At 63.1% G+C, this 25931-nt stretch carries 24 protein-coding genes; 13 read left to right on the forward strand and 11 right to left on the reverse strand.

Annotation, left to right across the window (positions count from 1 at the left end):
* The 4 genes from GH663_RS08225 to GH663_RS08240 form a co-directional block, all read left to right on the forward strand.
* On the forward strand, positions 1-264 hold a 264-nt coding region (locus GH663_RS08225), incomplete at its 5' end, for an enoyl-CoA hydratase-related protein (RefSeq protein ID WP_246181536.1).
* Between the two features lie 8 nt (positions 265-272).
* Entirely contained in the window at positions 273-1055 is a 783-nt protein-coding gene (locus GH663_RS08230; protein WP_153131169.1) for an enoyl-CoA hydratase/isomerase family protein, read from the forward strand.
* 67 nt (positions 1056-1122) lie between these two features.
* On the forward strand, positions 1123-2271 hold the full coding sequence (locus GH663_RS08235) for a WD40/YVTN/BNR-like repeat-containing protein (RefSeq protein WP_153131170.1): 1149 nt from the start codon (positions 1123-1125) through the stop codon (positions 2269-2271).
* Positions 2272-2284: 13 nt separating this feature from the next.
* Complete coding sequence (locus GH663_RS08240; RefSeq protein WP_153131171.1) at positions 2285-2542, forward strand: ubiquitin family protein; 258 nt, start codon at positions 2285-2287, stop codon at positions 2540-2542.
* Here the strand turns inward: GH663_RS08240 and GH663_RS08245 are convergent.
* A complete protein-coding gene (locus GH663_RS08245; protein ID WP_066883139.1) occupies positions 2539-3339 on the reverse strand; it encodes an IclR family transcriptional regulator in 801 nt (266 codons plus the stop codon). The two genes, GH663_RS08240 and GH663_RS08245, sit on opposite strands and share 4 nt — an antisense overlap.
* A gap of 74 nt (positions 3340-3413) precedes the next feature.
* Between GH663_RS08245 and paaY the strand changes: the two genes are divergently transcribed.
* Complete coding sequence (gene paaY / locus GH663_RS08250; RefSeq protein WP_153131172.1) at positions 3414-4037, forward strand: phenylacetic acid degradation protein PaaY; 624 nt, start codon at positions 3414-3416, stop codon at positions 4035-4037.
* Positions 4038-4136: 99 nt separating this feature from the next.
* Here the strand turns inward: paaY and GH663_RS08255 are convergent, their stop codons facing one another.
* The 5 genes from GH663_RS08255 to GH663_RS08275 all read right to left on the reverse strand — a co-directional run bounded on the left by GH663_RS08255 (position 4137) and on the right by GH663_RS08275 (position 9801).
* Complete coding sequence (locus GH663_RS08255) at positions 4137-4436, reverse strand: hypothetical protein (RefSeq protein ID WP_153131173.1); 300 nt, start codon at positions 4434-4436, stop codon at positions 4137-4139.
* 206 nt (positions 4437-4642) lie between these two features.
* Positions 4643-5599 (reverse strand): hypothetical protein, encoded by a 957-nt coding sequence (locus GH663_RS08260; RefSeq protein ID WP_153131174.1) that lies wholly within the window; start codon positions 5597-5599, stop codon positions 4643-4645.
* 335 nt (positions 5600-5934) lie between these two features.
* Positions 5935-6375, reverse strand: coding sequence for a hypothetical protein (locus GH663_RS08265; protein ID WP_153131175.1), 441 nt, complete (start codon positions 6373-6375; stop codon positions 5935-5937).
* A complete protein-coding gene (locus tag GH663_RS08270; RefSeq protein ID WP_083518356.1) occupies positions 6372-7067 on the reverse strand; it encodes a hypothetical protein in 696 nt (231 codons plus the stop codon). Before GH663_RS08270 ends, GH663_RS08265 begins: the two co-directional genes overlap by 4 nt.
* A gap of 1 nt (position 7068) precedes the next feature.
* A complete protein-coding gene (locus GH663_RS08275; RefSeq protein WP_153131176.1) occupies positions 7069-9801 on the reverse strand; it encodes a type VI secretion system Vgr family protein in 2733 nt (910 codons plus the stop codon).
* Between the two features lie 154 nt (positions 9802-9955).
* Here GH663_RS08275 and GH663_RS08280 point away from each other — a divergent pair, with 154 nt between their 5' ends.
* Positions 9956-10315 carry a hypothetical protein gene (locus GH663_RS08280; RefSeq protein WP_153131177.1) on the forward strand — a complete coding sequence of 120 codons (360 nt, stop codon included), beginning with the start codon at positions 9956-9958 and terminating at the stop codon, positions 10313-10315.
* Positions 10316-10347: 32 nt separating this feature from the next.
* Here the strand turns inward: GH663_RS08280 and paaX are convergent, their stop codons facing one another.
* A complete protein-coding gene (gene paaX, locus GH663_RS08285; RefSeq protein WP_211371098.1) occupies positions 10348-11295 on the reverse strand; it encodes a phenylacetic acid degradation operon negative regulatory protein PaaX in 948 nt (315 codons plus the stop codon).
* Between the two features lie 306 nt (positions 11296-11601).
* Between paaX and paeA the strand changes: the two genes are divergently transcribed.
* Together paeA and GH663_RS08295 are read left to right on the forward strand one after the other, a co-directional pair.
* The gene (paeA, locus tag GH663_RS08290) at positions 11602-12891 is read left to right on the forward strand and encodes a polyamine export protein PaeA (protein WP_211371099.1); all 1290 of its coding nucleotides are present in this window, start codon (positions 11602-11604) and stop codon (positions 12889-12891) included.
* 100 nt (positions 12892-12991) lie between these two features.
* A complete protein-coding gene (locus tag GH663_RS08295) occupies positions 12992-13582 on the forward strand; it encodes a DUF4124 domain-containing protein (protein WP_153131178.1) in 591 nt (196 codons plus the stop codon).
* A 34-nt stretch (positions 13583-13616) separates the two neighbouring features.
* Here the strand turns inward: GH663_RS08295 and GH663_RS08300 are convergent, their stop codons facing one another.
* Positions 13617-13931, reverse strand: coding sequence for a hypothetical protein (locus GH663_RS08300; RefSeq protein ID WP_153131179.1), 315 nt, complete (start codon positions 13929-13931; stop codon positions 13617-13619).
* A gap of 137 nt (positions 13932-14068) precedes the next feature.
* On the opposite strand from GH663_RS08300, the gene GH663_RS08305 reads away from it, so the two are divergent.
* The 3 genes from GH663_RS08305 to GH663_RS08315 are packed head-to-tail and all read left to right on the forward strand — an operon-like array spanning position 14069 to position 21876.
* Positions 14069-19753 (forward strand): alpha-2-macroglobulin family protein, encoded by a 5685-nt coding sequence (locus GH663_RS08305; protein WP_170291378.1) that lies wholly within the window; start codon positions 14069-14071, stop codon positions 19751-19753.
* Positions 19754-19793: 40 nt separating this feature from the next.
* On the forward strand, positions 19794-21422 hold the full coding sequence (locus GH663_RS08310; RefSeq protein ID WP_153131182.1) for a sensor domain-containing diguanylate cyclase: 1629 nt from the start codon (positions 19794-19796) through the stop codon (positions 21420-21422).
* A gap of 31 nt (positions 21423-21453) precedes the next feature.
* The gene (locus tag GH663_RS08315) at positions 21454-21876 is read left to right on the forward strand and encodes a VOC family protein (RefSeq protein ID WP_153131184.1); all 423 of its coding nucleotides are present in this window, start codon (positions 21454-21456) and stop codon (positions 21874-21876) included.
* Here GH663_RS08315 and GH663_RS08320 read toward each other — a convergent pair.
* Positions 21873-23093: an MFS transporter gene (locus GH663_RS08320; RefSeq protein WP_153131185.1), complete on the reverse strand. Its 1221-nt coding sequence runs from the start codon at positions 23091-23093 to the stop codon at positions 21873-21875. The genes GH663_RS08315 and GH663_RS08320 overlap by 4 nt on opposite strands.
* Before the next feature lie 72 nt (positions 23094-23165).
* On the opposite strand from GH663_RS08320, the gene GH663_RS08325 reads away from it, so the two are divergent.
* On the forward strand, positions 23166-23999 hold the full coding sequence (locus GH663_RS08325) for an AraC family transcriptional regulator (RefSeq protein ID WP_211371100.1): 834 nt from the start codon (positions 23166-23168) through the stop codon (positions 23997-23999).
* Between the two features lie 25 nt (positions 24000-24024).
* A complete protein-coding gene (locus GH663_RS08330; RefSeq protein ID WP_153131187.1) occupies positions 24025-24450 on the forward strand; it encodes a GNAT family N-acetyltransferase in 426 nt (141 codons plus the stop codon).
* A gap of 32 nt (positions 24451-24482) precedes the next feature.
* Here the strand turns inward: GH663_RS08330 and GH663_RS08335 are convergent, their stop codons facing one another.
* Together GH663_RS08335 and GH663_RS08340 are read right to left on the reverse strand one after the other, a co-directional pair.
* Positions 24483-25418, reverse strand: a complete 936-nt coding sequence (locus tag GH663_RS08335) for a DMT family transporter (RefSeq protein ID WP_343029825.1) — start codon at positions 25416-25418, stop codon at positions 24483-24485.
* Positions 25419-25429: 11 nt separating this feature from the next.
* Positions 25430-25813, reverse strand: coding sequence for a DUF302 domain-containing protein (locus GH663_RS08340; RefSeq protein WP_153131188.1), 384 nt, complete (start codon positions 25811-25813; stop codon positions 25430-25432).
* Between the last annotated feature and the right edge of the window lie 118 nt (positions 25814-25931).

Consider the following 25931-nt stretch of genomic DNA (forward strand, 5'->3'; position numbering starts at 1 on the left):
GAAAAGTCCGGCCTGGTTGCCCGGGTCATTCCGGCTGAGCAACTGCTCGAGGAAACCCTGAAAGCGGCGCAGACCATTGCCGGCTACTCGCTGCCGGTGGTGATGATGATCAAGGAATCGGTCAATCGCGCCTTCGAGTCGTCGCTGAACGAAGGCCTGCTCTTCGAGCGCCGCGTCTTCCATGCCGCCTTCGCGTTGGAAGATCAGAAGGAAGGCATGGCCGCCTTCGCCGAGAAGCGCAAGCCGAGCTTCAAGAACCGCTGAGGTCCGCCATGTACCAAACCCTCGAAATCGAACGCGCCGGCAAGGTTGCCACCATCTGGATGAACCGCCCGGCCGTCTTCAATGCCTTCGACGAACAGCTGATCGACGAACTGACGATGGCCTGCCACGAACTCGACGCCGACCCGGGCGTCCGTATCGTCGTCCTCGGCGGCCGCGGCAAGCATTTCTCGGCCGGCGCCGACCTCAACTGGATGAAGCGCGCCGCCCAGTTCAGCCATGAACAGAACGTCGAGGATGCCCGTCGCTTCGCCGGCATGCTGCGCACCCTGTCCGGCATGAGCAAGCCGACCATCGCCCGCGTCCAAGGCGCCGCGCTGGGCGGCGGCACCGGCCTGACCGCCGCCTGCGACATGGCGGTGGCAAGCACGGACGCGGTGTTTTCGACCTCGGAAGTGAAGTTCGGCATCATCCCCTCGGCGATCAGCCCCTACGTGCTGCGCGCCATCGGCCCGCGCCACGCGCTGCGCTATTTCCAGAGTGGCGAGCGGATCGGCGCCGAACGGGCGCTGGCGATCGGCCTGGTCGGCGAAGTCGTGGACGGTGCGGAGCTCGATGCCTGCGTCGGCCAGTTGGTCGAAGCATTGCTGCAAGGCGGCCCGCTGGCGCAGAAAGCGGCCAAGGAACTGATTGCTGCGGTCAACGGCCGAAAAATCGACGATTCCGTCAGTGAGGAAACGGCCCAGCGGATCGCCCGCCAGCGTGCCACCGAAGAAGCCAAGGACGGCATCGCCGCCTTCCTCGACAAGCGGCCGCCGGGCTGGCTGGCCTGAGGTAAACCGAACTTCGCCCGCCAGCATAGTCAAATGCTCTACGAATGCCCGTAACAAGGAGCAAACGATGAGCGCACAAAATACAAAACCGGATCATCTGGTGCTGCTGGTGGCGACCCGCAAGGGTGCCTGGCTCTATCACGGCGATGCGGCACGACAATCCTGGCGGGTCGATGGCCCGCATTTTCTCGGCCATATCATCAACCACCTGGTGCTCGACCCGCGCGACGGGCGCACGCTGCTGGCGGCAGCGAAAACCGGCCACCTCGGGCCGACCATCTTCCGCTCGACCGACCTCGGGCAAAGCTGGCAGGAAGCGGCCAAACCGCCAGCCTTCGGGCCGGCCGCCAACGGACTGGCGGCGCGGTCGGTCGATCACACCTTCTGGCTAGCACCGGGCCACGCCGCCGAACCCGGCGTCTGGTACGCCGGCACTTCGCCGCAGGGGCTATTCCGCTCGACCGATGGCGGCATGAACTGGGCACCCTTTTCCTGCATCAACGACGACCCGCAGTACCGCCAGTGGTTCGGCACGGTGCAGGACGGCACGCCGGACGGGCCGAAACTGCATTCGATCATCGTCGATCCGCACGATGCGCAACACCTCTACTTCGCGATGTCGGGCGGCGGCGTCCATGAGTCACGCGATGGCGGGCAAAGCTTCGTGCCGCTGGTCGATGGCATGGACGTGGTCGAAGGTTTCGATCCGACCGATATCAGCTTTCATGATCCGCACTGCGTACGCCTGTGCCCAAGCAATCCGGACCGCCTCTACCAGCAGAATCATTGCGGCATCTACCGGCTCGACCGGCCGGGCAGCATCTGGGTGCGCATCGGCCGCAACCTGCCGACGGAAGTCGGCGACATCGGCTTTCCACTGGTGCTGCACCCGCGCGACGACCGTACGGCCTGGGTCTTCCCGATGGACGGCACCGAAGTCTGGCCGCGCACCAGCCCGGGCGGCCGCCCGGCGGTTTATGCGACACGCGACGGCGGCAGCAGCTGGCAGCGCCACGATGCTGGCTTGCCGGCCAGCCAGGCCTGGTGGACGGTCAAACGGCAGGCGATGACGGCGGATCGGCAGGACAGCGTCGGCCTCTATTTCGGCACGACCAGCGGCGAGTTGTGGCATAGCCTGGACGAAGGCCGGCAATGGAGCTGCCTGGCCCGTCACCTGCCGGAGATTTATGCCGTCGAGACGGCCTATCCGGGCTGAATGGGCGACCCCGATGCGCGTGCTGATCCCGAGCGCCCTGCATTCCTATACCGGCCGGCCCTGGGTCGATGCGACAGGCGCCACTGTGACGGCGCTATTCGACGATCTCGAACGACAGTTTCCCGGCATCCGCTTTCGGATGGTCGATGAACAGGGACAGGTCCGCCGGCACATCCGGCTGTTTTACCAGCACGCCATGCTGTTCGATCTGGCGACGCCGCTGGCGGCGGACGGCGAACTGCTCATCGTCCAGGCTTTGAGCGGTGGCTAGGTCGGCACCTTGGCTTCGCCGTGCGCCCCGAGCCGCAAGGAGAGCGCCTCGGCGTGCCGGAGCAGGCTTTTGACGACCTCCCCTTCCGGGCTGGTATCGAACATCCCCTGGACGCCCACCACCAGCAGGGACATCGTGATTTCGTTCTTGAAATTGAAGACCGGCGCGGCGACGGCTTCAACGCCGGCAACCCTGTGCTGACCATTGGTCGCCGCGTAGCCGCGGGCGCGAATTTCAGTCAGCAGGGCCTCGACGCCTGCCTTGCTCTTCAATTCCGGCGGCAGCGCCGGCTGCTTCAACTCCTCGGCGAGCAGCGGCGCGATGATTTTTTTCGGCATCCAGGCGGCAAAGACCCGGCCGGTTGCCGACATCAGCAGATCGAGCACCGTGCCGGTAATGACATTGACTGTGATCGGCCGGCGCGGCCGTTCCCAACGCACGATGACCGGCCCCTTGTCACCCCACACCGCCAGTGCGGTGGTCTGGTTGATCTCGTCGCGCATCTCGGCGATGACGTTGAGGCCGAGCCGGACCCGATCCAGCCGGTCGAGGGCGACCAGACCGAGATTGAGCGCGAAGGTGCCGAGATCGTAGCGCGAGGTCATCGGGTCCTGATCGACCAGGCCGGCCCGGATCAGGCTGACCAGGTAGCGGTGCGCCTTGGAGGCCGGCATGTCGGCTGCAGCGGCAATATCCTTGAGCATCATCGAGCGCTGGCCGTCGGCCATGGCGCGCAGAATGCTCATGCCGACTTCCAGTGACTGGACCCCGTGTTTGCCTTCCAATTCGTCGCTCATCGCCCGCCTTTAAATTCCGTTATTCAAAACTAGTTCTATAATACAACATAACCGAGCCGAGAAAGAACCCAAATATGACCCCCCTTCGTGTTTATGCCATCGACGGCATCGTCCCGGTCGTCGACCCCACCGCCTACGTGCATCCGAGTGCCGTGCTGATCGGCGATGTCATCGTCGGCCCCGGCTGCTACGTCGGGCCCTGCGCCAGCCTGCGCGGCGATTTCGGCCGCCTGATCCTGGAAGCCGGAGCCAACCTGCAGGACACCTGCGTCATGCATGGCTTTCCCGGCACCGATACGGTGGTCGAAGAGAATGGCCATATCGGGCATGGCGCCGTGCTGCACGGCTGCCGGATCGGCAAGAATGCCCTGGTCGGCATGAACGCCGTGATCATGGACAACGCGATCATCGGCGAATCGAGCATCGTCGCCGCCTCCGCCTTCGTCAAGGCCAGCCAGGAAGTGCCGCCGCGCTCGCTGGTCGCCGGCGTGCCGGCCAAGGTCATCCGCCCACTTTCCGACCAGGAAATGGGCTGGAAAGCCGATGGCACCCGCACTTACCAGGAACTGACCAGACGCTGTCTGGCAACGATGGTTGAAACGACGCCGCTGACGGCAATCGAAGCCAACCGCAAGCGCATCGAAATGCCGGATGTGGTGCCGCTGACCCAGCTAAAAAATCCGGGGCGGCAAGAATGAGAAAAGCCGGCTCTGCCCGGCTTTTCTTAGCTGAAAAATACTCTTTGGTTCTTTAGCTGACTGTTTAGACTCGGCGTTCCAAATCTGCGTACCGAACGTTCAGCCACCCTCTGCATTGAGCGGGAACAGTTTCTTGTCCATGGCTCGCTGTGCAGCTTCCCTCTCGCTCTGGAGGCTCTTGTCCTCGGTCATGTCGGAGCGAATCGGACCCTGTGCCCCTTGTGGGGTCGACCAGGATTCATGCTTTACATCCATGGCGCTTCCTGAATAGATGAACGGGCCATCACCCAGGTGCGCCTGAATACGATCATGCTCGTCTGCAGCGCTAACCGTACCTACGGGTACGAACACACCAATCATCACGCCACAAGCAAGTGCTGAAAAAGTAGTTTTTCTCATGATGTTTCTCCTAGGATCAAATCCTCCCTTGAAGTGACATCGTCAAAATGTCGACCTCCCGATATTTCCTCGGTTGTCGGTCGTCCGCCTGAATCGACTACGACTCACACTACGATATTTGCAGTCTGAGTCATTTCAGGATAAGGATAAGACTTCGCCGCATAAGAATGGTTCGTGTTTCAGCACAAAAAAAACGGCCCCGATCCTCACTTTTTGTCCTGCATCTTCTGCAACGCAGCCGCACTCATCACCTGAGAAGTATCGGCCACCGCAAGCAAGGTTTCCTCGCCCGGAATAGCGTCGATGATCACGTCCCGCATATCGAACAAGGCCAGCACATCGGCGATGAAAGTCTTATGTTCAGGCGGCGCATTCAGGTACCAGTTGCGAAGATAATCCTGCAAGCTGCTGCTCGCATCGCCGGGCTCCAGATTCAGGTAGGACAGCGACGACCAGTTCTCCGGATCGCGTTGAAACAAGGGCAACAACAGATTAGCCACCACTTCATTTTTTTCCCGCAGATAGGGATTCTGCCGCAACCTTTCCTCATTGCTCATCAACCACTCGGCCAGCGGCGCGTGTGGTGGAAGCTGACGATGTCCTTCGGCAATCAGCAGGTCGAAAAACCGGTTGAGTTTTTCTGTTTCCTTGCCCCAGTCGGGTGATGGCGGATTTTTTTCCCAGGTCGCCGCCAGGTTTTTCAGCGTGTAAAGCGACGCGGTTTCGCAGAGGGTTTCCTCAAACCACTGGTTGTATTTGCTGTTCCCAGGCCGAGCATTTTCTTCATAGTTCGACAGGATGTGGCACAACTCATGGGCAAACTCGTAGGTGTATAGATGCCAGTTCTCCCCACGGGCATGCAACTCCACCCGATACTCGCCTTTTTCGCCACGCTCGTAGAGCGCTACCGGATTGCTGTCCGTATGCGTGACGACAATCGGCACCACCAGCTTCTTCGGCAGTCTCGACATCAATTCGTCGGCAACGGAATAAAGCACGCTCTCGATCATTTCCTTGCGTGCGCTCCCCCAGCCTTCGCCCGCGACCTTGATGGTCAGGCCTAGCTTGCGGCTGTTCACCGGCTTTTTCTGCGGCCCTGCGAAGCTGGTGGATGAGTAAATCACCGAGCAGAGTATTGATGCGATGATCAGTGGCAAGCGCATGGGGTACCCCTTTCTCGACAAGCCGGCCGGCTTTCGGACAATGGAAACTCCCGAACTTCGTAGCCGAAACGTGCGCCATGCTTTCTGACTTAGAAAGCATATAGACCAGCAGAGTTCGCGGCAGGAGGTAAAAATTTTCCGTTACGTAGCCAATGAAATATGCGTTCATCAAATAACAGCGAAGGAAATTTCATTTACTCCTGCTTTTTGCACATCAAAAACTTAAATATGCAACCACCCTCACTTAACTCCAAGCAAGGCTCCAAGAACGATTAAATTATTATTTTAAAACCACCAAAAAACCCAAAATGAATCACCTTAACGCCAGATCAAAATCACCGAATATAATTACCAAGCACTTCTTTCACCTCATCTTTTGACAGCCTCTTTGAATTTAAAATTGACTCAAGGTCGCCTTTTGTTAGCGGGTAATCGTTTAATAACTTCAAGAGATCCTCTTTACTCGGCACTGCCGCATCAATAGGGTCGATTTCGGTTGGATCTGCCAAGTCTTCGAGCTTTAATGGCGTGCGATCTACATTTATATAAACCTTGTATCGTGTAAAACCCTCTGGGTAAGACTTATCAAAATACAACACCGTCCCCCGCGGAAGCATGTGCAAATTTTTTGACCCGATATTGCTTGACAACATCAACGGGTATTCAAGCCTGTGTACTTTCGTCATTGAATCACGCTTAAAAATTAAGTTATTCGCAGAAAACAATAGAATTATAAAAATAGCAGCAAAACCAACTATCTTTCCGATTTTGTTCATTTTCCAGTACCGTAAACATCTATACGCAGAGGCTTTACGGCATCCTCTGAATGTAAAAATTTCAGCAAATTAGCAGGCAAGAATAGTCGAGACGCCCCTCCTTTTGCCTTCAACGCCAACCTTTCCGCAAAGCTCAATACATCTTCAGGCTTGTTATACCTTTCAGATCCACGGTCAATTTTTGGAATAGCTTGCTTGGCAGCATCCAAACTCAATGTTGTGCAATTGGGTCCAAGTGCATGGTAATCAGTAGCGAGCCTGTAGACATTTTTTTGGGGATTGCTCTTGCCTTCAATCAATTTCCCAGATTTCATAAGACCGTTGAAATAACTGTTCGACAAATCACCTTCATGATCAAAAACGCCATATACAAATCCGGTCGTTTTTCGCTGCAGCGCAACCTCTCCGTTTATATAGGGTTGAAAAGAACTCCATACGCGGAGTATGCCGTCACCACTCTCACCAAAGGTTCCGGTTACTTTCCCATAACGCCCAAAATCATAAGTCAAATCAGATGCTCTCGTTTTTACGCGTAGCGCGGTATGCCCGTATCTATGTTCCTCCCCTGACGAATCAGTGTAAGCACCTCCCACCAAGATATGTATCTCTGCTTTTGGCTTGAGCTTGTCCTCGGCAACACTCTTAGGCGTATTGTTGGTAGTCGCTTCAAATGGTTTCTGTCCACTAGCCATTTTATGCCTCGACGGGTGGCTTTTCACCCCAATAAACCTTTATCGCTGTAGGCTCGGCAGATCCAACGCGCATGGTTTTCCCGTCATGATCGGTAAATCCATAAAAAACCTCGCCATCTCCCGTCACGATTTTGTATGGCATCTCAGCGATAGGCTGCCCAGTTTCCGAATGCATCGCACGAATTTGTTCATCAAATAACTTCACCCTTGAGTCTGGCAGCCTATCCAATGGTGCAGCCCCCTTCCCCGGCCCCATAAACGCATGCCCGCTCCCCTTCACCGAGAATTTCCCGGGGCAGGCGAAGGTGATGTTGCCGCCTTCGAGCGTCACTGAGCTTTGCCCGGCCTGCAGCACGATCTTTTCCTTGGCCAGGATATGGATCTCGTCGTTGCTGCTGGTAATAGTGAGAGATTGGTCGGCCAGGATTTCCATCTCGTCGGTGTTGGCCTGGATGCTGTGCACGCCGGCCTGGGCGATGCTCTTGATGCCGCCGCCATGGCTGAACCAGCTGGTGCCTTCGCCGACGGTGGTGGCGAAGGTGTGGGCGCTGGCGATGTGGAGGTCCTGGTGCACGGTGGCGTGCAGGTGTTCGCCGGCAAAGAGCAGCGTGCTGGCCGGGCTGGCAATGCCGATGTCGGCCGGGGCTTCACCGAGGATGAAGGAGTCGGCGAAACGCTCGGTGGGTTGGTCCAGTTCGCGACTGCCTGGCTTGGCTTTGCGGGCCGGCTGGCCGGCGACACTGGCGGTGAATTTGCCCTGTTTTGCCGGGTCGACCGCAGCAATCAAGTCGCTTTGGGCCTGATTGGCCTTGAGCGGCAGGGCGGATTGTGTCGCAGCCGCATCGGACAGCGCCTTGGCGGTTTGTTCGGCAGCTTTGAGCTGGGCAACGGCTTCGGCGATGTCCAGCTGGCTGCTTTGTGCATTGGCCCGTGCGCTGGCGGAGATCAGCATGCCTTCGCCGGCCCGGACGACCAGCCAGCCGTCGGTGCGGAGTTCAAAGCCGCTGCCGCGCCAGGCGCCCCGGCTGGCACTGTCGGGCGACTGATGAATCAGGTGGCCGAGCGCCAGTTGCCCGGCGTTTTCGCTGGTGGCCAGGCGGGTGCGCAGTTGTTGCGGGGCGTCGTCGACAACCCACTGGTTATGCCCTTCTTCGAAATTATGGCTCATCCAGCCGGAGAGCACGCCGGGGTGGTTGGCACCGCCTTCGTGGCCGGCGCTGAACGGCGGCAGATCGGCGCCGTTGTAGGCCTGGCCGACGATGACCGGGCGGTCGATGTCGCCATCGACAAAATCGACCAGGACCTCGGTGCCGATACGGGGCAGGAAGTGGCTGCCCCAGTTGGCGCCGGCTTGCCATTCGGCGACCCGAACCCAGGTGCCGGATTGGTCGTTGCCCGGAGCGTTACCAGTCTTGCCGGCCGAGCGCGGGCCGTTGTCGACCAGTCCGCCGGGATTGGCCGAGGCGCCGCGCTGCCAGGGAAACTGGATCTTGATCCGGTGATCGCGCTCCGTGGTCAGCACGCTGCCGGGCAGCCCGACGACGAGGGCACTCTGCGGCCGGGCAACGGGTTTGGCAATGATTTCGGGGACGACGGCGATCTCGGCCGGCTGTGCCGTCAGTTGGCTGCGGTAGCTGCCGGCCTCGACGTCGGTGCTGCCGAGTAATTCGGCGGCCTGGGCGCCGAGATTGTTGGCGCCGTGGTGATCAACGGCGAGGACCGTGAAGCGGGCCTGTTCGCCGGCATGCGCTTCGTGCTGGGTCAGCGTGAAGCGCGTCCCTTCGGCCAGTTGGCGCACGCTGCCAGCGCCGCTGAAACGGCGATAGCGCGCTTCCTGGGCGGCCAGCATGAGGTCGGTGCGCAATTGGGCTGCCGCACTGTCCTCGAAGCGGTAGGCCCGTGATGCATCGTGGATTTCGAGGCGGGGCAGTTCGCCGTTGTCAAAGCAGCTCTTGGCATCGGCACTGGTCGCGACCAGCGTCTTGTAGTCCCAGCCGGCAATGGAAACGGCGTTGGGGAGAACGCTGCGGCTTTCCTGCCAGAGATCGAGGGTATCGCTGCTTTCGGTGGCATGGCCGCGGTGAAAGCGGATTTCCGGTTGCAAATTGGCCGGTAGCTCCGTTTCACGATCGAAAATTATCAGCTGATGCCGGGCATGCGTAGCCTCGTCGCCGGCGGCGGCCTGCTGGTTGTGTTCGAAGCGGAAGGAGAGCCCTTCCTCGGCCAGCAGGCGGCGGACATAGGCCAGGTCAGTCTCCCGATACTGGATCGAAAGACTGTGGGTACGCAGTTTCTGGGTGACCTGACTGCGCCAGTTTGCCTCGGGGTAGTCGCTCAGGATCTGGCCCAGGATATCGAGGACGGTTTTGTCCTGGAACAGATAATTGTCCCGACGCTGGCCAAGAAAGGCCAGGAATGGCTCCATCACCAGCCGGTAGCGGGCCAAGCCGCCATCGGCGCCGAGTTGCACGGCCTCGGTGACATAGCCATGCCACGAGCGTTTGCTGCCGTCGGCCTGCAACAGGCGCAGGGTGATCTCTTCACCAAGGAGCTGTCTGAGATCGAAATGGGCGTTGCTTGAAACACAATCGATTTCGAAGCGGAAGGCTTCCGAAATTGCTTCCCGACCCGAAAATCGCTCGACGAGCAGTGCGGCATCGGGCAGCGCGGTCTTGATTTCCAGCAGGCGGGCATGCTGCGAAAACAGTGTATCGAGCAAGGAGATGGGCGACATTGGGCTGACCGAATATGCCAAAAGAATGCGATTGCATCATGACGATGGCAAGACGGTCAAGGGATTTAGCAAAGCCGGAAGGTGCGCTTTTGCCGCGGCGAGCGCCGGAACGAAGACTAGAATGGGGCCAACTATTTAATGCAGGCGAAAACGAATGAGCCATACGAAATCTTGCGAAGTCGCACTCGCCGTAAAAACCACCACCGAATTGCTCAAGGGCCTCGACGATCTGCGCACGGCCTGGAAGCACGACCCAGCCAGCCTACCCAAGGGCTTGTCCTGCTCGGAATCGAAGGAAGGACAATTCATCCTGGTCGCCGCCGAGTCGGCTTTCGTTACCCTGCCCGGCGCCTGCGTCATCAAGGGCATCGGCGCCATCGAACTGGCCGGGGCGGGACCGATCTTCGAGGAAGGGGCCAACTCGAAAGCCCTGATCGTCAAGGCAACGCCGGAAGGCTGGCGGTTTTCGGTAAAGTTCGTGCCGCCGATCGTCCGCAAGCGGAATCTGAAGTAAGGCGCCCCGGATTCCGCAGGCCTCGGCCCGGCTTAGCTGCCCAGCGGGTCGTACTGCGAAAAACGCTCGGCAAAGGCGGCATCCTCGGCCGGCACCGTGCCGTCGGCCAGGCAGAGCAGCTTGTCGAGGTGACGATTGGACAACGGTTCAAGGCGCTTGTACAACTCCTTGCAGAGCAGGCGGGCCTGTTGGCCGGGCCAGTCGGCGGGCAGCAGGACTTCCGGCAGCTCCGGGTCGCGCAGCAGCAGGCGGCGATAATCGTGAATCAGCACGGTGCGCAGCAGGAAGGCATCCTGCTCGCTGACTTCGTCCAGATTGTCGCGCTGCAAATCGGTCAGGATCGGCTGGTACACCGCCACGAAAGCGGCATAGGCCTCGGCCAGGGCGCCCAGATCCCAGGCCCGGCGGACCAGATCGGAATCGCTGGCCGATTGCGCCGAGCGCGAATCGGCCGCGAACAGCGGCAATAGCGCCCCCAGCGAGTCGGCCAGGCCTTCGGCAATCAGCGCATCGAGTACGCTGGACAGTTCGGCGCTGGGGTGCACGAAGCAATCTGCCCCCAGGGCGCCAAAACCCTGCCAGAACAGTGCGCGCTTGACCTGCTCGCGGGCCTTGGCTTCCAGTTCACCAACGACCAGGATCAGCCGCCAGCGCCGGTCCCAAAGCGGTGCGTGCGAGGCGTAAATGTGGCGCGATGCCTCTTCGAAACGCCGGCGCCCGGACGAAGTCAGCACGTAATCGGCGCGCCGGCCGTGGGTCTCGGTGCGCAGCCATTCGTCCTTGGCCAGACGGAAGACCGAGGTGCGGATCAGCCGCTCATTGAGTTCCAGCGGTTCGAGCAGGCGGATCAGGCTGCCCAGCCAGATGCGGCCGCCGCGCGGCAGGATTGCATCGCCGAACACGGAAATGATCAGGGAAGCAGCCTGCACGCGGCGTTGTTGCCTGAATTCGTCCAGACGATTTTGGATGGAGTTGCTCACGGGTTGGCGGCGCAGACCTGAAGGTTCAATAGCGATTATTCGAGGGCCGGCTCGACATTGAATGCCTGTTTTACCCCTTGCCGGCGTATCATTTTCAGCGAGGTGAAAGCATAGCAAAATACGCGATAATTTTGAAGATTATCCGTTAATCCGACACCATTCGATACAGTTTTTTATTGATATCAGTATTTTTGGTAGCATTTAATCCACCTCAAATCGGTACTGCGCCGCATTGCCCCCAAGCGCCGGCCCGGCTAAAGTCGGGGCATCCCCGGCAACCCCGGGCTTTAACCTTCGGCAAATGACATGGGCCTGCTTGAAAATACGCTGATCATCCTGCTGCTGATCCTGGCCAGCGCCTTCTGCTCAATCTCGGAAATCTCGCTGGCCGCCGCCCGCAAGCTCAAGCTCGAACAACTTCGCGATGAAGGCGAGGCGCGGGCCGCGGCGGTACTCGCCTTGCAAAACCAGCCCGGACATTTCTTCACGGCCATCCAGATCGGCCTCAACGCCGTCGCCATCCTGGCCGGCGTCCTCGGCGAAGAGGCCTACGCCCCTGCCTTCTCCGGCCTGTTCGGCCAACTGGTGGCGCCTGAAACAGCCGACTTGCTCGGCTCGCTCAGTTCCTTCTTGCTGGTGACCGCCGCCTTCATCCTGATTGCCGACCTGATCCCGAAACGGATTGCCATCGCCGCCCCGGAAAGCATTGCACTGCGCATCGCCGGCCCGATGCTGTTCAGCCTGAAAGTGCTGACCCCGCTGATCTGGGCCTTCAACGGCATCGCCAGCCGCGTCATTGCCCTGTTCGGCCTGCCGGCCACCCGCCCGGAGGATGTCACGCCGGAAGACATCGTCGCGATGGCCAATGCCGGCGCCGAAGCCGGCGTCGTCGCGCGCCAGGAGCGGCAGATGATCGAAAACGTCTTCGAACTGGAAATCCGCACCGCGCCGTCGACGATGACGGCACGCGAAAATATCGTCTGGCTCGAACGCCAGGACAGCGAGGAGACCATTCGCGCCCGGATCAGCGCCGAACCGCACGCCAAGTTCCCGGTCTGTAGCGGCGGCATCGACCACGTCATCGGCTATGTCGACTCGAAGGACATCCTCAGTCGCCTGCTCAATGGCGAAGCCCTCTCGCTGCGCGGCGACGGCCTGCTGCGTAACATGCTGGTGCTGCCCGAAACGCTGACCCTGGCCGAGATCATCGAGCAGTTCAAGGCCATGCGCGAGGACTTCGCGCTGATCACCAACGAGTACGGGCTGATCGTCGGCCTGATCACGCTGAACGACGTGACCAGCACGCTGATGGGCAATTCGATGCTGGCCCCGGCCGACGAACAGATCATCCAGCGCGATGCCAATTCCTGGCTGGTCGATGGCCTGACGCCGGTCGGCGATCTTGAACTGGCACTCAACATCGAGCCTTTCCCGGACGACGACCAGTTCGAAACCATTGCCGGTTTCCTGATGTACGTGCTGCGCAAGGTGCCGCGACCGACCGACAGCGTCGTTCATGCCGGCTACAAGTTCGAGGTGATCGACATCGACAACCACAAGATCGACCAGTTGCTGGTCACCCGTCTGGACAGCTAAAGGGCCGGGATAAAACGCTGCCAGGCATTGTCTACCGCCGTGATACGCCCAGAAATTCGCTCAGTTCGACTCGTTTCCTCATTCCGCAAAGGCCACAACCATGACCCACTGGATTTCGCTGCTGACGCTTTCGGCGCTGCTGGTGGCCGGCCCGGCTTGGGGTGAAGTCTATAAATGCCGGACCGCCGATGGCCGGGTCGAAATTGCCAACACGCCCTGTGCGAGTACGGCCAGTACTCTGAAGACACTGCCCGATGAACAGATCCCGGAAGCCAATCGCCAGCAGGCCGAACGGGATGCCGAACGGATGCGCGATTACGTTGAGAAACGCGAAGCGGCACAACGGGCCGAAGAGGCCGCCGAGCGTCAGCGCCAGGCCAGCCAGCGGCAAGCCGCCGGCAGCGCCAACGTCGGCACCGGGCGCAGCGTCGATGAATGCCTGCGCGACCTCGACCGGCAGGCCCTCGAAGTGAACCAGCGGGCCTACATGGAAGCAGCCTGCCGCAGTAATCCGCAGGCCCAGCCGGTCTATGTGCCGGTCCCGATGAGCGTTCCCGGCTATGGCTACGGCGGCATCGGTTATCCGCGCCCCTTGCCACATCCGCATCCGAGGCCGGACGTGAATCCCGGACCGCCCGCCGGCCCGCCGGTTTCCATCTATCCACCAAACAGCAAGAATAAATCCCGCTGAGCGGGGCTCCGGCTTCCTCCTCGGTGTTACGGACTCAGGCCGTCTTGTGTTCCGCGCCGTCCTTGCTCTGGCTGCCCAGCGTCAGCTCGGTGTTTTCGCTGAGCGCAAAGAAGAAGGCTTCGACCGCCTTCGGTTCGCCGCTCGCCGCGAACGTCGTCTGACCGCACTCGCACTGGCCAACCCAGATCGCATCGAGGCCGCGCAGGCCACGCGTGCTGACCGGGTTGATCGTCGTCACATCGCCACCACAGCCGTTGCAGACTAGTTTCTCGGGGCGCGTCGCCTCGAGCTTGGCCTGTGCCTGGGCGATCCGTTCGGCCTGACTGCCGCGATTTTTTGCCTGTCCCATCTTCCACTTCCCCGCTTTGTTCGATAAAGCGCGGAGGATAGCCGGGGCCACCGGCGCTGTCGATTGCCATGGCATCTGTGGCAAACTCGCCGAATGCCCAAGGCATGTCCATCCACCGTTTGCCCGCCCCTGCGCCCATGAAAAACCACCACCGCGCCACCCTCGCCAGCCTCTTGCTCGCCGCGCTACAGGCCCAGGCCGCCACGGTCCAGCAGTTCCAGCCCCAGGGCAAGGTCGCCGAGCAAAGCCGGGTGACGGCGCGCTTCAGCGCCGACATGGTCAAGCTGGGCGAGAGTACTGCCGCGGCGCCGTTCAGCATCGACTGCGCCGGCATCGCTGGCGAAGGCCGCTGGATCGATGCGCGCAGTTGGGCTTGGCAGATGGCGCGCCCGTTGCAGCCCGGCGAACGCTGCATTTTTGCCCTGAAAAGCGGGTTGACCGCAGGCAATGGCGAAACCCTGAGCGGCAAGAGCCGTTTCGAGTTCTTTGGCGCCGCGCCGCGCCCCTGGCGCCTGCTGCCGGCCCCCGGCTCGTCGATCGAGGAAGACCAGGCCTTCGTCATCAACGGCGGCGGCCCGCTCGATGCCAAATCGCTGGAGGGCAACCTGTGGTGCGAGGCCGACGGCGTCGGCCAGCGCATTCCGGCCCGCCCGGTCAGTTCGGAAATCCGCGCCGCCGTGCTCGACCTCGCCGGCGGCATGAGCCGCGATGCCCTGGTCGTCAGCTGCAGCCAGAACCTGCCGGCCGGCAGCAAGATGAAACTGGTCTGGGGCAAAGGTATCCAAGCCCGGAACGGCACGCCGAGCGAGAAGGAGGAAAGCTTCATCTACAAGGTGCGCGAGCCGTTCAAGGCCACTCTTAGCTGCGAACGGGAAAAGGCCGGCGCGCCCTGCTCCCCCCTTTCGGCCATCACGCTGACTTTCAATGCCGGTTTCGACGCCCGGCTTTTGGGCAAATTCCGGCTGTTGACCGGCGACGGCCCGCGCCGCCCGCTCGACCCGAACCAGAAGAGTGGCGAGCAGGAAGCGGTCTTCCGCTCGCTCAGCTTCGCCCCGCCCTTCCCGCAGAACGCCGAGATGAAACTCGAGATCCCGCCCGGCCTCAAGGATGAAGCCGGCCGGCCGCTGAGCAATGCGGCCAGTTTTCCGCTGCCGACCCGAACCGGCAAGCTGCCGCCGTTGGCCAAATTTCCCGGCAGTTTCGGCATTGTCGAACTGAAGGAAGGCGGCCTGCTGCCGGTCACTCTGCGCAATGTCGAGAGCAGCCTGAAGACCGGCCGCCTCGCGCTGCCCGGCAGCCACCGCTTCAGCGAGCAGCGGCTGACCGAGGACGCCGACGTCATCGCCGCCATGCTGGCCCTCGAGAAATTCGAGCAGCAGACCGCCAAGGTCCGCCTGGAGATCGACGGCAAGCGCGAGGAGCGCTTCGACCCCTACTACGCCCGCGAACTCTCCTTCCTCGCCAAACGCCCCGGCGTCAGCCAGCAGGAACTGCCCAAGCCAGGCGGCAGCAGCGAGTTCGAGGTAATCGGCATTCCGCTCGGCAAGCCGGGCTACCACATCGTCGAAATCGAGAGCCAGTTGCTCGGTACGGCGCTGCTCGCCACGCCGAAACCGATGTACGTACGCGCCGCGGCGCTGGTCACCAACCTGGCCGTGCATCTGAAAACCGGCCGCGACAACGCGCTGGTCTGGGTCACCGCGCTCGATTCCGGCCAGCCGGTGGCCGAGGCCGAGGTGCGCATATCCGGCTGCGACGGCAACTCGCTGTGGCAGGGCAAGACCGACCGCCTCGGCCGCGCCATCGTCGACCAGGCGCTGCGCGCCCCGAACTGCCGCCACAGCGCCAGCTTCCTGTTCGCCAGCGCCCGCCTGAACGGCGACTACAGCTTCGTCCGCTCCGACTGGAACGAGGGCATCGAGCCCTGGCGCTTCGGCGTCGAAACCTGGGGCGAAAGCGGCGACTTCAAGATCCACAGCATTCTCGACCGCAGCCTGTTCCGCCAGGGCCAGACGGTGTCGATGAAGCACATCGCGCGCAGCCGCAACAGCCGGGGCTTTGCGCTGCCCGACCCGGCGACGCTGCCCGACAAGCTGGTCATCCGCCACCGCGAAAGCGGCACCGAATTCACCCAGCCGGTGAGCTGGGATACGCAGGCGGCTGCGGTCAACAGCTGGAAAGTGCCGGAATCCGCTAAGCTCGGCACCTACGACATCGCTCTCGCCGGCGGCAAGCGCGGCGAAATTGCCAGCGGCGAAATCCGCGTCGCCGATTTCCGACTACCCGTCTTCACCGGCAGCGTGCAGGGCGTGCCGGGCCGCCAGGTGGCACCGGCCAAGGTGCCGCTGGCGTTCGGCCTCGCCTTCCTCAACGGCGGCGCCGCCAAGCATGCCGAAGTGCAGGTTTCGGCGACGCTGCGCCCGCGCTGGCCGGAGTACCGCAATTACGAGGGCTACAACTTCCAGATCAATTTCGACGAAGAGGCCCGTGCCGCCTTCAAGGTCGACGACGGCCGTGAGGAGGAAACGCTGATTCTCGACAAGCAGGTCGTCAAGCTCGACCAGGTCGGCGCCGGCAAGATTGACGTCGTGCTGCCGGCCAAGCCGAAGGGGCCGAGCGAGGTCTATGCCGAAATGAGCTTCGCCGACCCGAACGGCGAAATCCAGACTCTCCGCGGCCGCGTCGAACTGTGGCCGGCCGGCCTGACGCTCGGCCTCAAGGTCGCCGACTGGGCTTCGACCGCCGGCCAGAACCGCCTCGAAGTCGTCGCCCTCGACACCGCCGGCCAGCCGCTGGCCGGCCAGGCGATCAGCGTCAAGGCCAAGCGCCGCATCGACTACAGCCACCGCCGGCGTATCGTCGGCGGCTATTACGCCTACGAGAACAGCACCGAGTACAAGGAAATCGGCGAAGTCTGCGCCGGCCGCACCGACAGCCGCGGCCTGCTGCTTTGCGAACTGAAGGCCGGCGAGGCCGGCTCGATCTACCTGCTGGCCGAGGCGAAGGACAGCCAGGGCAATGTCGCGCGCGCCGGCACCAGCTACTGGGTGGCCGGCAGCGGCGACCTGTGGTTCACCGCCGGCAACCAGGACCGCATCGACGTCATCCCGGAAAAGAAGGCCTACGCACCCGGCGAGACCGCCCGCTTGCAGGTCCGCACGCCCTTCCGCGAGGCGACGGCACTGATTTCGGTGGAGGCCGGCGGCATCATCGAAAGCTTCGTCCAGCCGCTATCGCGCTTCAAGCCGACCGTCGAACTGCCGGTCAAGGCCGACTGGGGACCGAACGTCTTCGTCTCGGTGCTCGCCGTGCGCGGCCGCGTCGAGCCGCTCAAGTGGTACAGCTTCTTCCAGTGGGGCTGGCGTGAGCCGAGCAGCTGGTTCCGGGAATGGTGGAACCCGGAGCAGCCGACCGCCATGGTCGACCTGGCCAAGCCGGCCTATCGCCTCGGCCTCGGCCAGATCGCGGTCGGCACCGAGGGCTTCAGACTGAAGGTCGCGATCAGCAGCGACAAGCCCGATTACCGGCCGCGCGAGGAAGCGACGGTCAGCATCAAGGTGACGACGCCGGACGGCAAGCCCGCCCCGGCCGGCACCGAGATCGCCTTCGCCGCCGTCGATCAGGCGCTGCTCGAACTGCGCCCGAACGACAGCTGGAACCTGCTCGACGCCATGCTGCAAAAACGCGGCTACGAAGTGCAGACCGCCACCGCGCAGGCGATGGTGATCGGCAAGCGCCACTTCGGCAAGAAAGCCCTACCGCCCGGTGGTGGCGGCGGCCGCGCCCCGGCCCGCGAACTGTTCGACACCCTGCTCCAATGGCAGCCGCGGGTCAGGCTCGACGGCAACGGCACGGCGACGCTGAAGCTGACGATGAACGACTCGCTGACCGAGTTCCGGCTGGTCGGCGTCGCCACCGCCGGCGCCGGCCTGTTCGGCACCGGCAGCGCCTCGGTCAAAACCAAACAGGACCTGCAGATCATCTCCGGCCTGCCGCCGCTGGTCCGCGAAGGCGACAACTTCAAGGCCATGCTGACGCTGCGCAACGGCACCGCCCGTACGATGACTCTTGCGGTCAACGGCAAAAACGGGGCAAATTCGCTCGCCGGGCAAAAGCTGACGCTGGCCCCGGAAAGCGCCGGCGAACTGAGCTGGAACGTCAAGGCGGCCGAAGGCGTCAGCAGCCAGCAATGGGAATTCAGCGCCCGCGAAGAAGGCGGCAACGGCCAGGACACGCTGCGCCTGACCCAACAGATCATCCCCGCCGTCCCGGTCACCGTGCAACAGGCGACTTTCACCCGCCTCGCCGGCCCCTACGAAGTCGCCGTCACGCCGCCGGCCGGCGCGCTGCCCGGCAAGGGCGGGCTGGAAATCAGCCTGTCGCCCCGACTCGCCACGCCGCCGCCCGGCCTGAAACGCTTCTTCGAGGAATATCCGTTCAGCTGCCTGGAGCAGAAAATCTCGATCGCCGTCGGCCTGCACGACGAAAAGCGCTGGCAAGCCATCGCCGAGACGCTGCCCGGCTACCTCGACGGCAACGGCCTGGCCAGCTACTTCCCCAGCGGCAGCGGCAGCGCGACACTGACCGCCTACATCCTCGACCTCGTCACGCTGGCCGGCTTCAGCCTCCCCGAAGACAGCCGCCAGCGCATGCTGCAGGGCCTGACCGCCTACGTCGAGGGGCGTATCAAGAGCAACGAATGGGCGCCGGCCGACTACTTGCCGCAGCGCCGGCTCAATGCCCTGCAGGCCCTGACCCGGCAAGGGCAGCAGCCGACTCGCGTCGCCGCCGGGCTCGACATCGACCCGTTGCGCCTGCCGACCGCCTCGCTGATCGACTGGGTGCAAATCGTCCAGCGCCTGCACGAACTGCCGCAACGCGACCGGAAACTGGCCGAAGCCCGCCAGGAACTGCGCAACCGCCTGAGCTACGCCGGCGGTCGCCTCGTCTTCACCAGCGAACGCGAGGATTATTGGTGGTGGATGATGCTCAACGGCGACGCCAATGCCTTCCGGCTGATCGAAGCCATGCTCGACCAGCCGGAATGGCAGGACGACCTGCCGCGCCTGCTGCAAGGCGCCATGGAACGCCAGGTCCGCGGCCGCTGGCTGACCACCACGGCCAACGCCTGGGCGCGGGTGACGCTGGACCGCTTCGCGCAGAAGTTCGAGCGCGAGCCGGTCAGCGGCAGCACGCTCGCCACGCTGGGCAAGGCCAGGGCCGAACTCGACTGGAACAAGGCCGGCATCGCCCACGACAGCGCCCCGCTCGCCCTGCCCTGGCCAACGCCGCCTGGCAAGGACGACAAGCTGGCGATCCGCCACGACGGTAGCGGCAAGCCCTGGGCCACGGTACAACTGCTCGCCGCCATCCCGGACGGCCCGGCCCGCCAGATGGGTTACCGGATCAGCCGCCAGGTGACGCCGATCCAGGAAAAAACGCCGGGCAAGATCAGCCGCGGCGACCTCTGGCGCGTCACGCTGAGCGTCGAGGCCGAGCACGACATGAGCTGGGTCGCGCTGACCGACCCGATTCCGGCCGGCGCCCGCATCATGGGCGACGGCGACGGCCGCGATTCGGCCATTGCCGGCCTCGGCGAAAACCATAAACAGCGCGGCACCTGGCCGACCTACGTCGAACGCAGTTTCGGCGCCTACCGCGCCTACTACGCGATGCTGCCCAAAGGCCGTTTCACGATCGACTACACGCTGCGTCTGAACAACGCCGGCAACTTTGCGCTGCCACCGACCCGGGTCGAAGCGATGTACGCACCGGATGTATTCGGCGAGTTGCCGAATGGCAGGGTCGTGGTTGCCGATTAGCCGAATGCCGCCCGGCAAGGCATTCAGCTAAGATATGGCAATGATTCTGCGCCGCATTTCCAACAGCTTGGTAACCCGACTGATTTTGTTCGGGATCGTGCTGGTCATCTCCGGGGGCGTGGCCCGCTATTTCCTGCTTGCCAAATTTATCCAGGAGGATTTGACCGCAGTCGTCTCGGCCCAGCAACTTGCGCTGGCCGAAGCCGTCGCCAAGGATGTCGATTACAAGATTGTCGACCGGCGGCGGCTGCTCGACCGCCTGGCCATGACCCTGCCAACAGCCTTGCTGCAGCAACCGGAAAAATTGCAAGCCTGGCTGGCCGAGCGTTATCAGCTCAACCCGGTGTTCTCCCTTGGCCTGGTCGTCGCCGACACCGACGGAATAATCATTGCCGACTTTCCCCGGCTGGCCGGGCGCCGGGGTTCGTCCATTGCCCAAAGTCCGGATTTCCAGCGCGCCCGCAGCGGCAAGGCCGGTATCGGCAAACCGCAACTCGGTCCTTTTTCGGGGCAGGCGGTCCTGCCCATGGGTGTCCCGCTGACCGATAGCCGGGGCACGGTGCAGGCTGTCCTGATCGGCATAACGGCGCTGGCCGCGCCGGACTTTCTCGACCGGATTACGCAGGGACGAATCGGCGAAACCGGCGGCTTCCTGCTGGTTTCGCCCAGGGACCGGCTGTTCGTCGCGGCCGGCGATCCCGGATTGGTCCTCAAGCCGACCCCGGCCGATGGCGTGGTCCCCTTGCATGATCGTGCCATGAACGGCTTTCGCGGCAGCGGCATGACCACCAATGCCAAGGGCGTCGAAGAACTGTCGGCCATCGTCGGCGTACCGAGCACCGGCTGGTTCGTCGTTGCCCGATTGCCGACGGCCGAAGCCTTTTCACCGGTCGAACGGGTGCGTGGCTTGGTGATTCGCCACAGCTTCACCGCTATCGCCATTGTCCTGTTTGTCGCCGGCTTCTTCATCCGCTGGATGCTGCGCCCACTGCACCATGCCGCCAACCTCGCCGACCGCATGACGCACGGCGAGATTCCGCTCGAACCGCTACCGATCGTCCGCAACGATGAAGTCGGCCACTTCACCAAGGCCTTCAACCAGTTGCTGGCCAAACTGAGCAACAGCCAGGCCGAACTCGAGCGCATGGCGCATCACGATGCGCTAACCGGGCTACCCAACCGGACGCTGCTCGCCGACCGAATGCAACAGGGTCTGGCCCGTGCGCAGCGCAATCACACTCGTATCGCCCTGCTCTTTCTCGACCTCGACGGTTTCAAGCCGATCAACGACCGGCTCGGGCATGGCGCCGGCGATCTCGCCTTGCAGGAAATCGCCCGCCGCCTGGCCGGGGTGATCCGGCAATGCGACACTCTGGCCCGCATCGGCGGCGACGAGTTCGTACTGCTCGTCACCGATCTCGCCGACCAGGCGGAGGAAGGCGTCGCCCGACTGGCCAAGAAATGCATCGCCATTGTTTCCCAACCCTTGCAGTTGGAAAACACCACCTGCACGCTGGGCGTGTCGATCGGCATTGCCCTCAGCGATGGCGGCGGCAATGCCGATCAAATCCTGATCGCGGCGGACAAGGCGATGTACGAGGCGAAGAAAAATGGCCGGGGCGGCTATGTCATCGCCACCGACTCCGCTTCGCTGCTGGCTGAAGCCTAGGCCGGCGCACCTTTTCAGGAGGCAGGACCGCATGCAACAACAGATTCACTTCATCACCCTCGGCGTCGCCGATCTCGCCCGCAGCCGGGCTTTCTACAAGGCGCTCGGCTGGCAGGAATCGTCGGCCAGCCAGGAGGCGATTGCCTTCTATCAGGCCGGCTCGCTGGCCTTTGCGCTGTTCCAGCGCGAGGCGCTGGCCGAGGATGCCAATGTGCCGCCGGCCGGGAGCGGCTTTGCCGGCTTCACATTGGCCCACAACGTCGAATCCGAAGCGGCCGTGCTGGCCCTGCTCGAAGAAGCGGTAGCGGCCGGCGCGACACTGGTGCGACCGGCCGACAAGGTGTTCTGGGGCGGCTTTCGCGGCTATTTCGCCGACCCCGACGGCTTTCTCTGGGAAGCCTGCTACAACCCGTTCGTGACGCTTGAGGCCGACGGGTCACTCCGCCTGTCTTAGCGCCCGGCGCCGGCCTTCGGCTGTTCGATGGCCGGCAAGAAAGCGGTGAGCAAGCCGATCAGCGGCAGGAAGGCGCAGACGTTGTACACCGTCGCGATGCTGGTCGCATCGGCCAGTTGGCCGAGCAGTGCGGCGCCAATACCGCCCATGCCGAAGGCAAAGCCGAAGAACAGGCCGGAGATGGCACCGACCTTGCCGGGTAGCAGTTCCTGGGCGTAGACCAGGATCGCCGAGAAGGCCGAGGCGAGGATCAGGCCGATGATCACCGAAAGGACGCCGGTCCAGAACAGCCCGACGTGCGGCAGGAACAGCGTGAACGGGGCGACGCCGAGGATGGAAACCCAGATCACCCGCTTGCGGCCAACCCGGTCGCCGACCGGGCCGCCGAGCACGGTGCCGGCGGCGACGGCGAAGAGGAAAACAAACAGGTAGATCTGGGCGTCGTGCAGCGCGAGGCTGAATCTGTCGATCAGGTAGAAGGTGTAGTAGCTGCTCAGGCTGGCCATGTAGAAAAACTTGGAGAACATCAGCAGGCCGAGAATGGCCAGCGACCAGCCGATCTGGCGGCGGCTCAGGCCGTTGCCGGCGTGCGCCTTCATGCGCTTCTTGAAATTGGCGACGTGGTGGCTGGACCAGCGCCCGACGATGCTGAGCACGACGACGCCGACCAGCGCAAACAGCGAAAACCAGGCGGCGCTGCCCTGGCCGTTGGGGACGACGATCAGTGCAGCGAGCAGCGGGCCGATGGCCGAGCCGAGGTTGCCGCCGATCTGGAACACCGACTGCGCCAGGCCGGGCTGGCTGCCGGCCGCCATGCGGGCGACGCGCGATGATTCTGGGTGGAAGATCGAGGAGCCGACACCGATGGTCATCGCCGCCAGCAGCACGGCGCCGAAGCTGCCAGCCTGCGAGAGCAGCAGCAGGCCGACCAGCGTGAAGCCCATGCCGACCGGCAGCGAATACGGTTTCGGTCGGTGGTCAGTATAGAGACCGATCAGCGGTTGCAGCAGCGAGGCGGTCAGCTGGTAGGCCAGCGTGATCAGGCCGATCTGCGCGAACGATAGCTGCAGGCCCTGCTTGAGCATCGGGTAGATGGCGAGCAGCACCGACTGCATCATGTCGTTGAGCAGGTGCGCGAAGCTGATCGCGGCGATCACCGGGTAGGTGGTGTTGTTCAGCGCATCGTGGGCGGGCGGCGCGGCCAGTGCTTTTTCCATGGCGGTAGGTAGCGAATGATCGAGTGAGCAGTCTAGAATGACCGCTTTGCACACGTCCCGACAAAAGCTATCGTGAATCGGACAATCTCCCCCGAGGCCATGGGCATCGCCCACGATGACGAGTACCAGACCCTGCCCCACCCGGTCACCGCCAAGGCACGCAATTACCGGGGCGGCGAGACGCCGGTGCATAGCCACCCGCGGGCGCAACTGCTCTATGCCGGCAGCGGCGTCATGCGGGTCGAGACCGAGGCCGGCTGCTGGGTGGTGCCGCCGGTGCGTGGCGTCTGGATACCGGCTGCCACCGCGCACCGGGTGATCATGCTCGGCGCCGTCGAGATGCGGACGCTGTACATCCGCCCCGACGCCGCCCCCGGCTTGCCTGAGCAGTGCTGCCTGATCGAAGTCAGCCCCTTGCTGCGGGCGCTGATCCTCGCCCTGCTCGATGAACCGCTGGCCTACGACCGCACTGGCCGGGCCGGCCAGATCGCAGCGCTGGCGCTGAGCGAACTGCGCTTCCTGAAAATTCCGGCCCTGCATCTGCCGATGCCGGCCGAGCCACGCCTGCACCAGCTTTGTCAGCAACTGATCGCCCACCCGGACAGCCGCGACACGCTGGAAACCTTGGCCGGGCAACAAGCCACCAGCAGCCGGACGCTGGCTCGCCAGTTCCAGCGCGAAACCGGCATGAGCTTCCGCCAGTGGCGGCAGCAGGCCGGCCTGGTCGAAGCACTCGGCCATCTGGCCAACAACATGCCGGTGGCGCTGGTTGCCGAAAAACTCGGCTACCGCAGTGCCAGCGCCTTTACCGCGATGTTCCGGCGCAGCCTGGGGGTCGAGCCGCGGCGCTATTTTTCCGGGGAACTGGCCGACGGGCCAAGCTCGCCGTTACAGCCTCCGAGCTGAAATCAATCTTGATAGGGAGTACGACATGGCACTGACGTGGACCGATTCGCTGGACAATATCGACTGGACTGAACTCTCCACCCTTTACCAGGCGGTGGGCATGGGCCTGAAGCAGCCGGACGACCTGGCCACGGCCTTCGCCAACAGCCGTTACCGCTGCTTCGTGTTCGAGGCTGGGCAACTGATCGGTGCCGGCCGGGCCCTGGCCGATGGCGTCGATTGCTCCTACCTCTGCGATATCGCGGTGCGCCCGGCCGATCAAGGGCGGGGCCTCGGCCAGCAGATCGTTGGCCGGCTGGTCGACTGCTCGCGCCAGCACCGGAAAATCATCCTTTACGCCGTCCCCGGCAAGGAGGATTTCTACGGCCAGTTCGGTTTCCGGCGGATGAGCACGGCGATGGCCATTTTCGAGAACCCGGCCGATGCCGAGGCGCGCGGACTGCTGCGGTAGACCGCCCTTTTTCGGCAAAAACCGGCTCAGCTTCAGCGGAAGGCCCGCACGCCGAGCAGTACGCCGACGACCAGCAATGCGATGCCGAGCGCACTACTTGGCGCCGGCCATTCGCCCCGCCAGGTGTAGGCATAGGCCAGCGCGGCCAGGGTTTCGAAAACGATCAACTGGCCGGAAAGCGCCGTCGGCAACAAGCTGCTGGCACGATTCCAGAGCAAGGTGCCGAGCCATGATGCACTCAGGCCGAGAAGCAGCATCAGGCCGATGAATTTCGCCGGTTGCGGGCCGAGCGGCCAGGTGAAGTCGGCCGGCGCCGGCATGGCGAGGAAGACGAGCAGTGCCAGCGGCAAGGTGGCCAGCCCCTGCGCCGTCGCCCAGGTGCCCGAGGCCAGTTGGGGCCGGGCCTGCAGCCAGGCCGCATTGCGGATCGGATACCAGGCCCAGCAGGCCACGGCGCCGACCGCGAACAGGCCGCCGAGCAGGTAGTCGTCCAGGCTGCGCCCGCCGTCGAGCCGGCCGAGTTCGTGCCGGTTGACCAGCAGGATGCCCAGGGCCACCACCGTCAGCGGCGGCAGCAGTCGCCGCCAGGCGATACCACCCCGGCCGAAATTGGCGCAGACGGCGATGACGATGGGCAAGGTGCCGATCAGCATGGTCGGCAAGGGGGCATCGGCCAACTGGATGGCCGAGGCGAGCAGGCCGTAATAAAGCAGGTTGCCGATCAGCGCCAGTTCGAAGGCGCGCGCCCAGTCCTTTCGGTCGAGCTGGCCCAGGCGGCGCCGGTCGCGCAGCGCCAGGGGCAGCGCGATCAGGCCGAAAGCCAGGTAGCGGCCGACGGCGAGGAGCAGCGGCGGGTAATCGATCAAGATCAGGGGAACGACGAAGACCAGCCCCCAGGCCAGCCCGGCGCCGAGTGCACAGGCCACCCCGGGCAGCAGCGCCGCAGCCGGCAGCGACTTGGATTTCACCGACGGCAGGCTCAGCGCGTTTCGTCCACGATCTGCCGCATCCGGCCTTCGATCTCGCCGGCCAGCCGCAGCAGGTCGGCGTTGCCACCGATGGCGGCGAACAGCGCTTCCGGCCGGATCAGGCCGATCTTGGTGGCGCCGTCCTCGGTATAGACCGAGATCCGCCAGGGCAAGGTCAGGGCGAGACGGAGGTCGGCGGCGAGCAGCTTTTCCATGTCGCGGAAATTGCAAATGTCGAAGACCTGGCAATCGTCATCGAGCTCGATCCCCTTGCGGCGCAGGGTTTCGCTCAGGTCATGGCGATGCAGGACGACAAAGCCGAGGCGCTGGACGACCGGCTCCAGGTCGAAGGTCGCCTCATAGAATGACTTGCTGCTTTCGACGATGTAAAACACGAACTCCCCTTGGTGCTGAAACCGGAAAAAAGCGAATGATAGGGGAGAAGCGGAGCTTTCCGGCGATGCCTGCGGTCGACTGCCGCAAAAAGCCGAAAATGCGGCGGCGGGCAGGAAT

The organism is Dechloromonas hortensis (assembly GCF_009469765.1).
GTDB lineage: Bacteria > Pseudomonadota > Gammaproteobacteria > Burkholderiales > Rhodocyclaceae > Azonexus > Azonexus hortensis.

Coding starts and splice junctions, on each gene's coding strand:
- GH663_RS08230 (WP_153131169.1), top strand. CDS start 273: ATGTACCAAACCCTCGAAATCGAACGCGCCGGCAAGGTTGCCACCATC.
- GH663_RS08235 (WP_153131170.1), top strand. CDS start 1,123: ATGAGCGCACAAAATACAAAACCGGATCATCTGGTGCTGCTGGTGGCG.
- GH663_RS08240 (WP_153131171.1), top strand. CDS start 2,285: ATGCGCGTGCTGATCCCGAGCGCCCTGCATTCCTATACCGGCCGGCCC.
- GH663_RS08245 (WP_066883139.1), bottom strand. CDS start 3,339: ATGAGCGACGAATTGGAAGGCAAACACGGGGTCCAGTCACTGGAAGTC.
- paaY (WP_153131172.1), top strand. CDS start 3,414: ATGACCCCCCTTCGTGTTTATGCCATCGACGGCATCGTCCCGGTCGTC.
- GH663_RS08255 (WP_153131173.1), bottom strand. CDS start 4,436: ATGAGAAAAACTACTTTTTCAGCACTTGCTTGTGGCGTGATGATTGGT.
- GH663_RS08260 (WP_153131174.1), bottom strand. CDS start 5,599: ATGCGCTTGCCACTGATCATCGCATCAATACTCTGCTCGGTGATTTAC.
- GH663_RS08265 (WP_153131175.1), bottom strand. CDS start 6,375: ATGAACAAAATCGGAAAGATAGTTGGTTTTGCTGCTATTTTTATAATT.
- GH663_RS08270 (WP_083518356.1), bottom strand. CDS start 7,067: ATGGCTAGTGGACAGAAACCATTTGAAGCGACTACCAACAATACGCCT.
- GH663_RS08275 (WP_153131176.1), bottom strand. CDS start 9,801: ATGTCGCCCATCTCCTTGCTCGATACACTGTTTTCGCAGCATGCCCGC.
- GH663_RS08280 (WP_153131177.1), top strand. CDS start 9,956: ATGAGCCATACGAAATCTTGCGAAGTCGCACTCGCCGTAAAAACCACC.
- paeA (WP_211371099.1), top strand. CDS start 11,602: ATGGGCCTGCTTGAAAATACGCTGATCATCCTGCTGCTGATCCTGGCC.
- GH663_RS08295 (WP_153131178.1), top strand. CDS start 12,992: ATGACCCACTGGATTTCGCTGCTGACGCTTTCGGCGCTGCTGGTGGCC.
- GH663_RS08300 (WP_153131179.1), bottom strand. CDS start 13,931: ATGGGACAGGCAAAAAATCGCGGCAGTCAGGCCGAACGGATCGCCCAG.
- GH663_RS08305 (WP_170291378.1), top strand. CDS start 14,069: ATGAAAAACCACCACCGCGCCACCCTCGCCAGCCTCTTGCTCGCCGCG.
- GH663_RS08310 (WP_153131182.1), top strand. CDS start 19,794: ATGATTCTGCGCCGCATTTCCAACAGCTTGGTAACCCGACTGATTTTG.
- GH663_RS08315 (WP_153131184.1), top strand. CDS start 21,454: ATGCAACAACAGATTCACTTCATCACCCTCGGCGTCGCCGATCTCGCC.
- GH663_RS08320 (WP_153131185.1), bottom strand. CDS start 23,093: ATGGAAAAAGCACTGGCCGCGCCGCCCGCCCACGATGCGCTGAACAAC.
- GH663_RS08330 (WP_153131187.1), top strand. CDS start 24,025: ATGGCACTGACGTGGACCGATTCGCTGGACAATATCGACTGGACTGAA.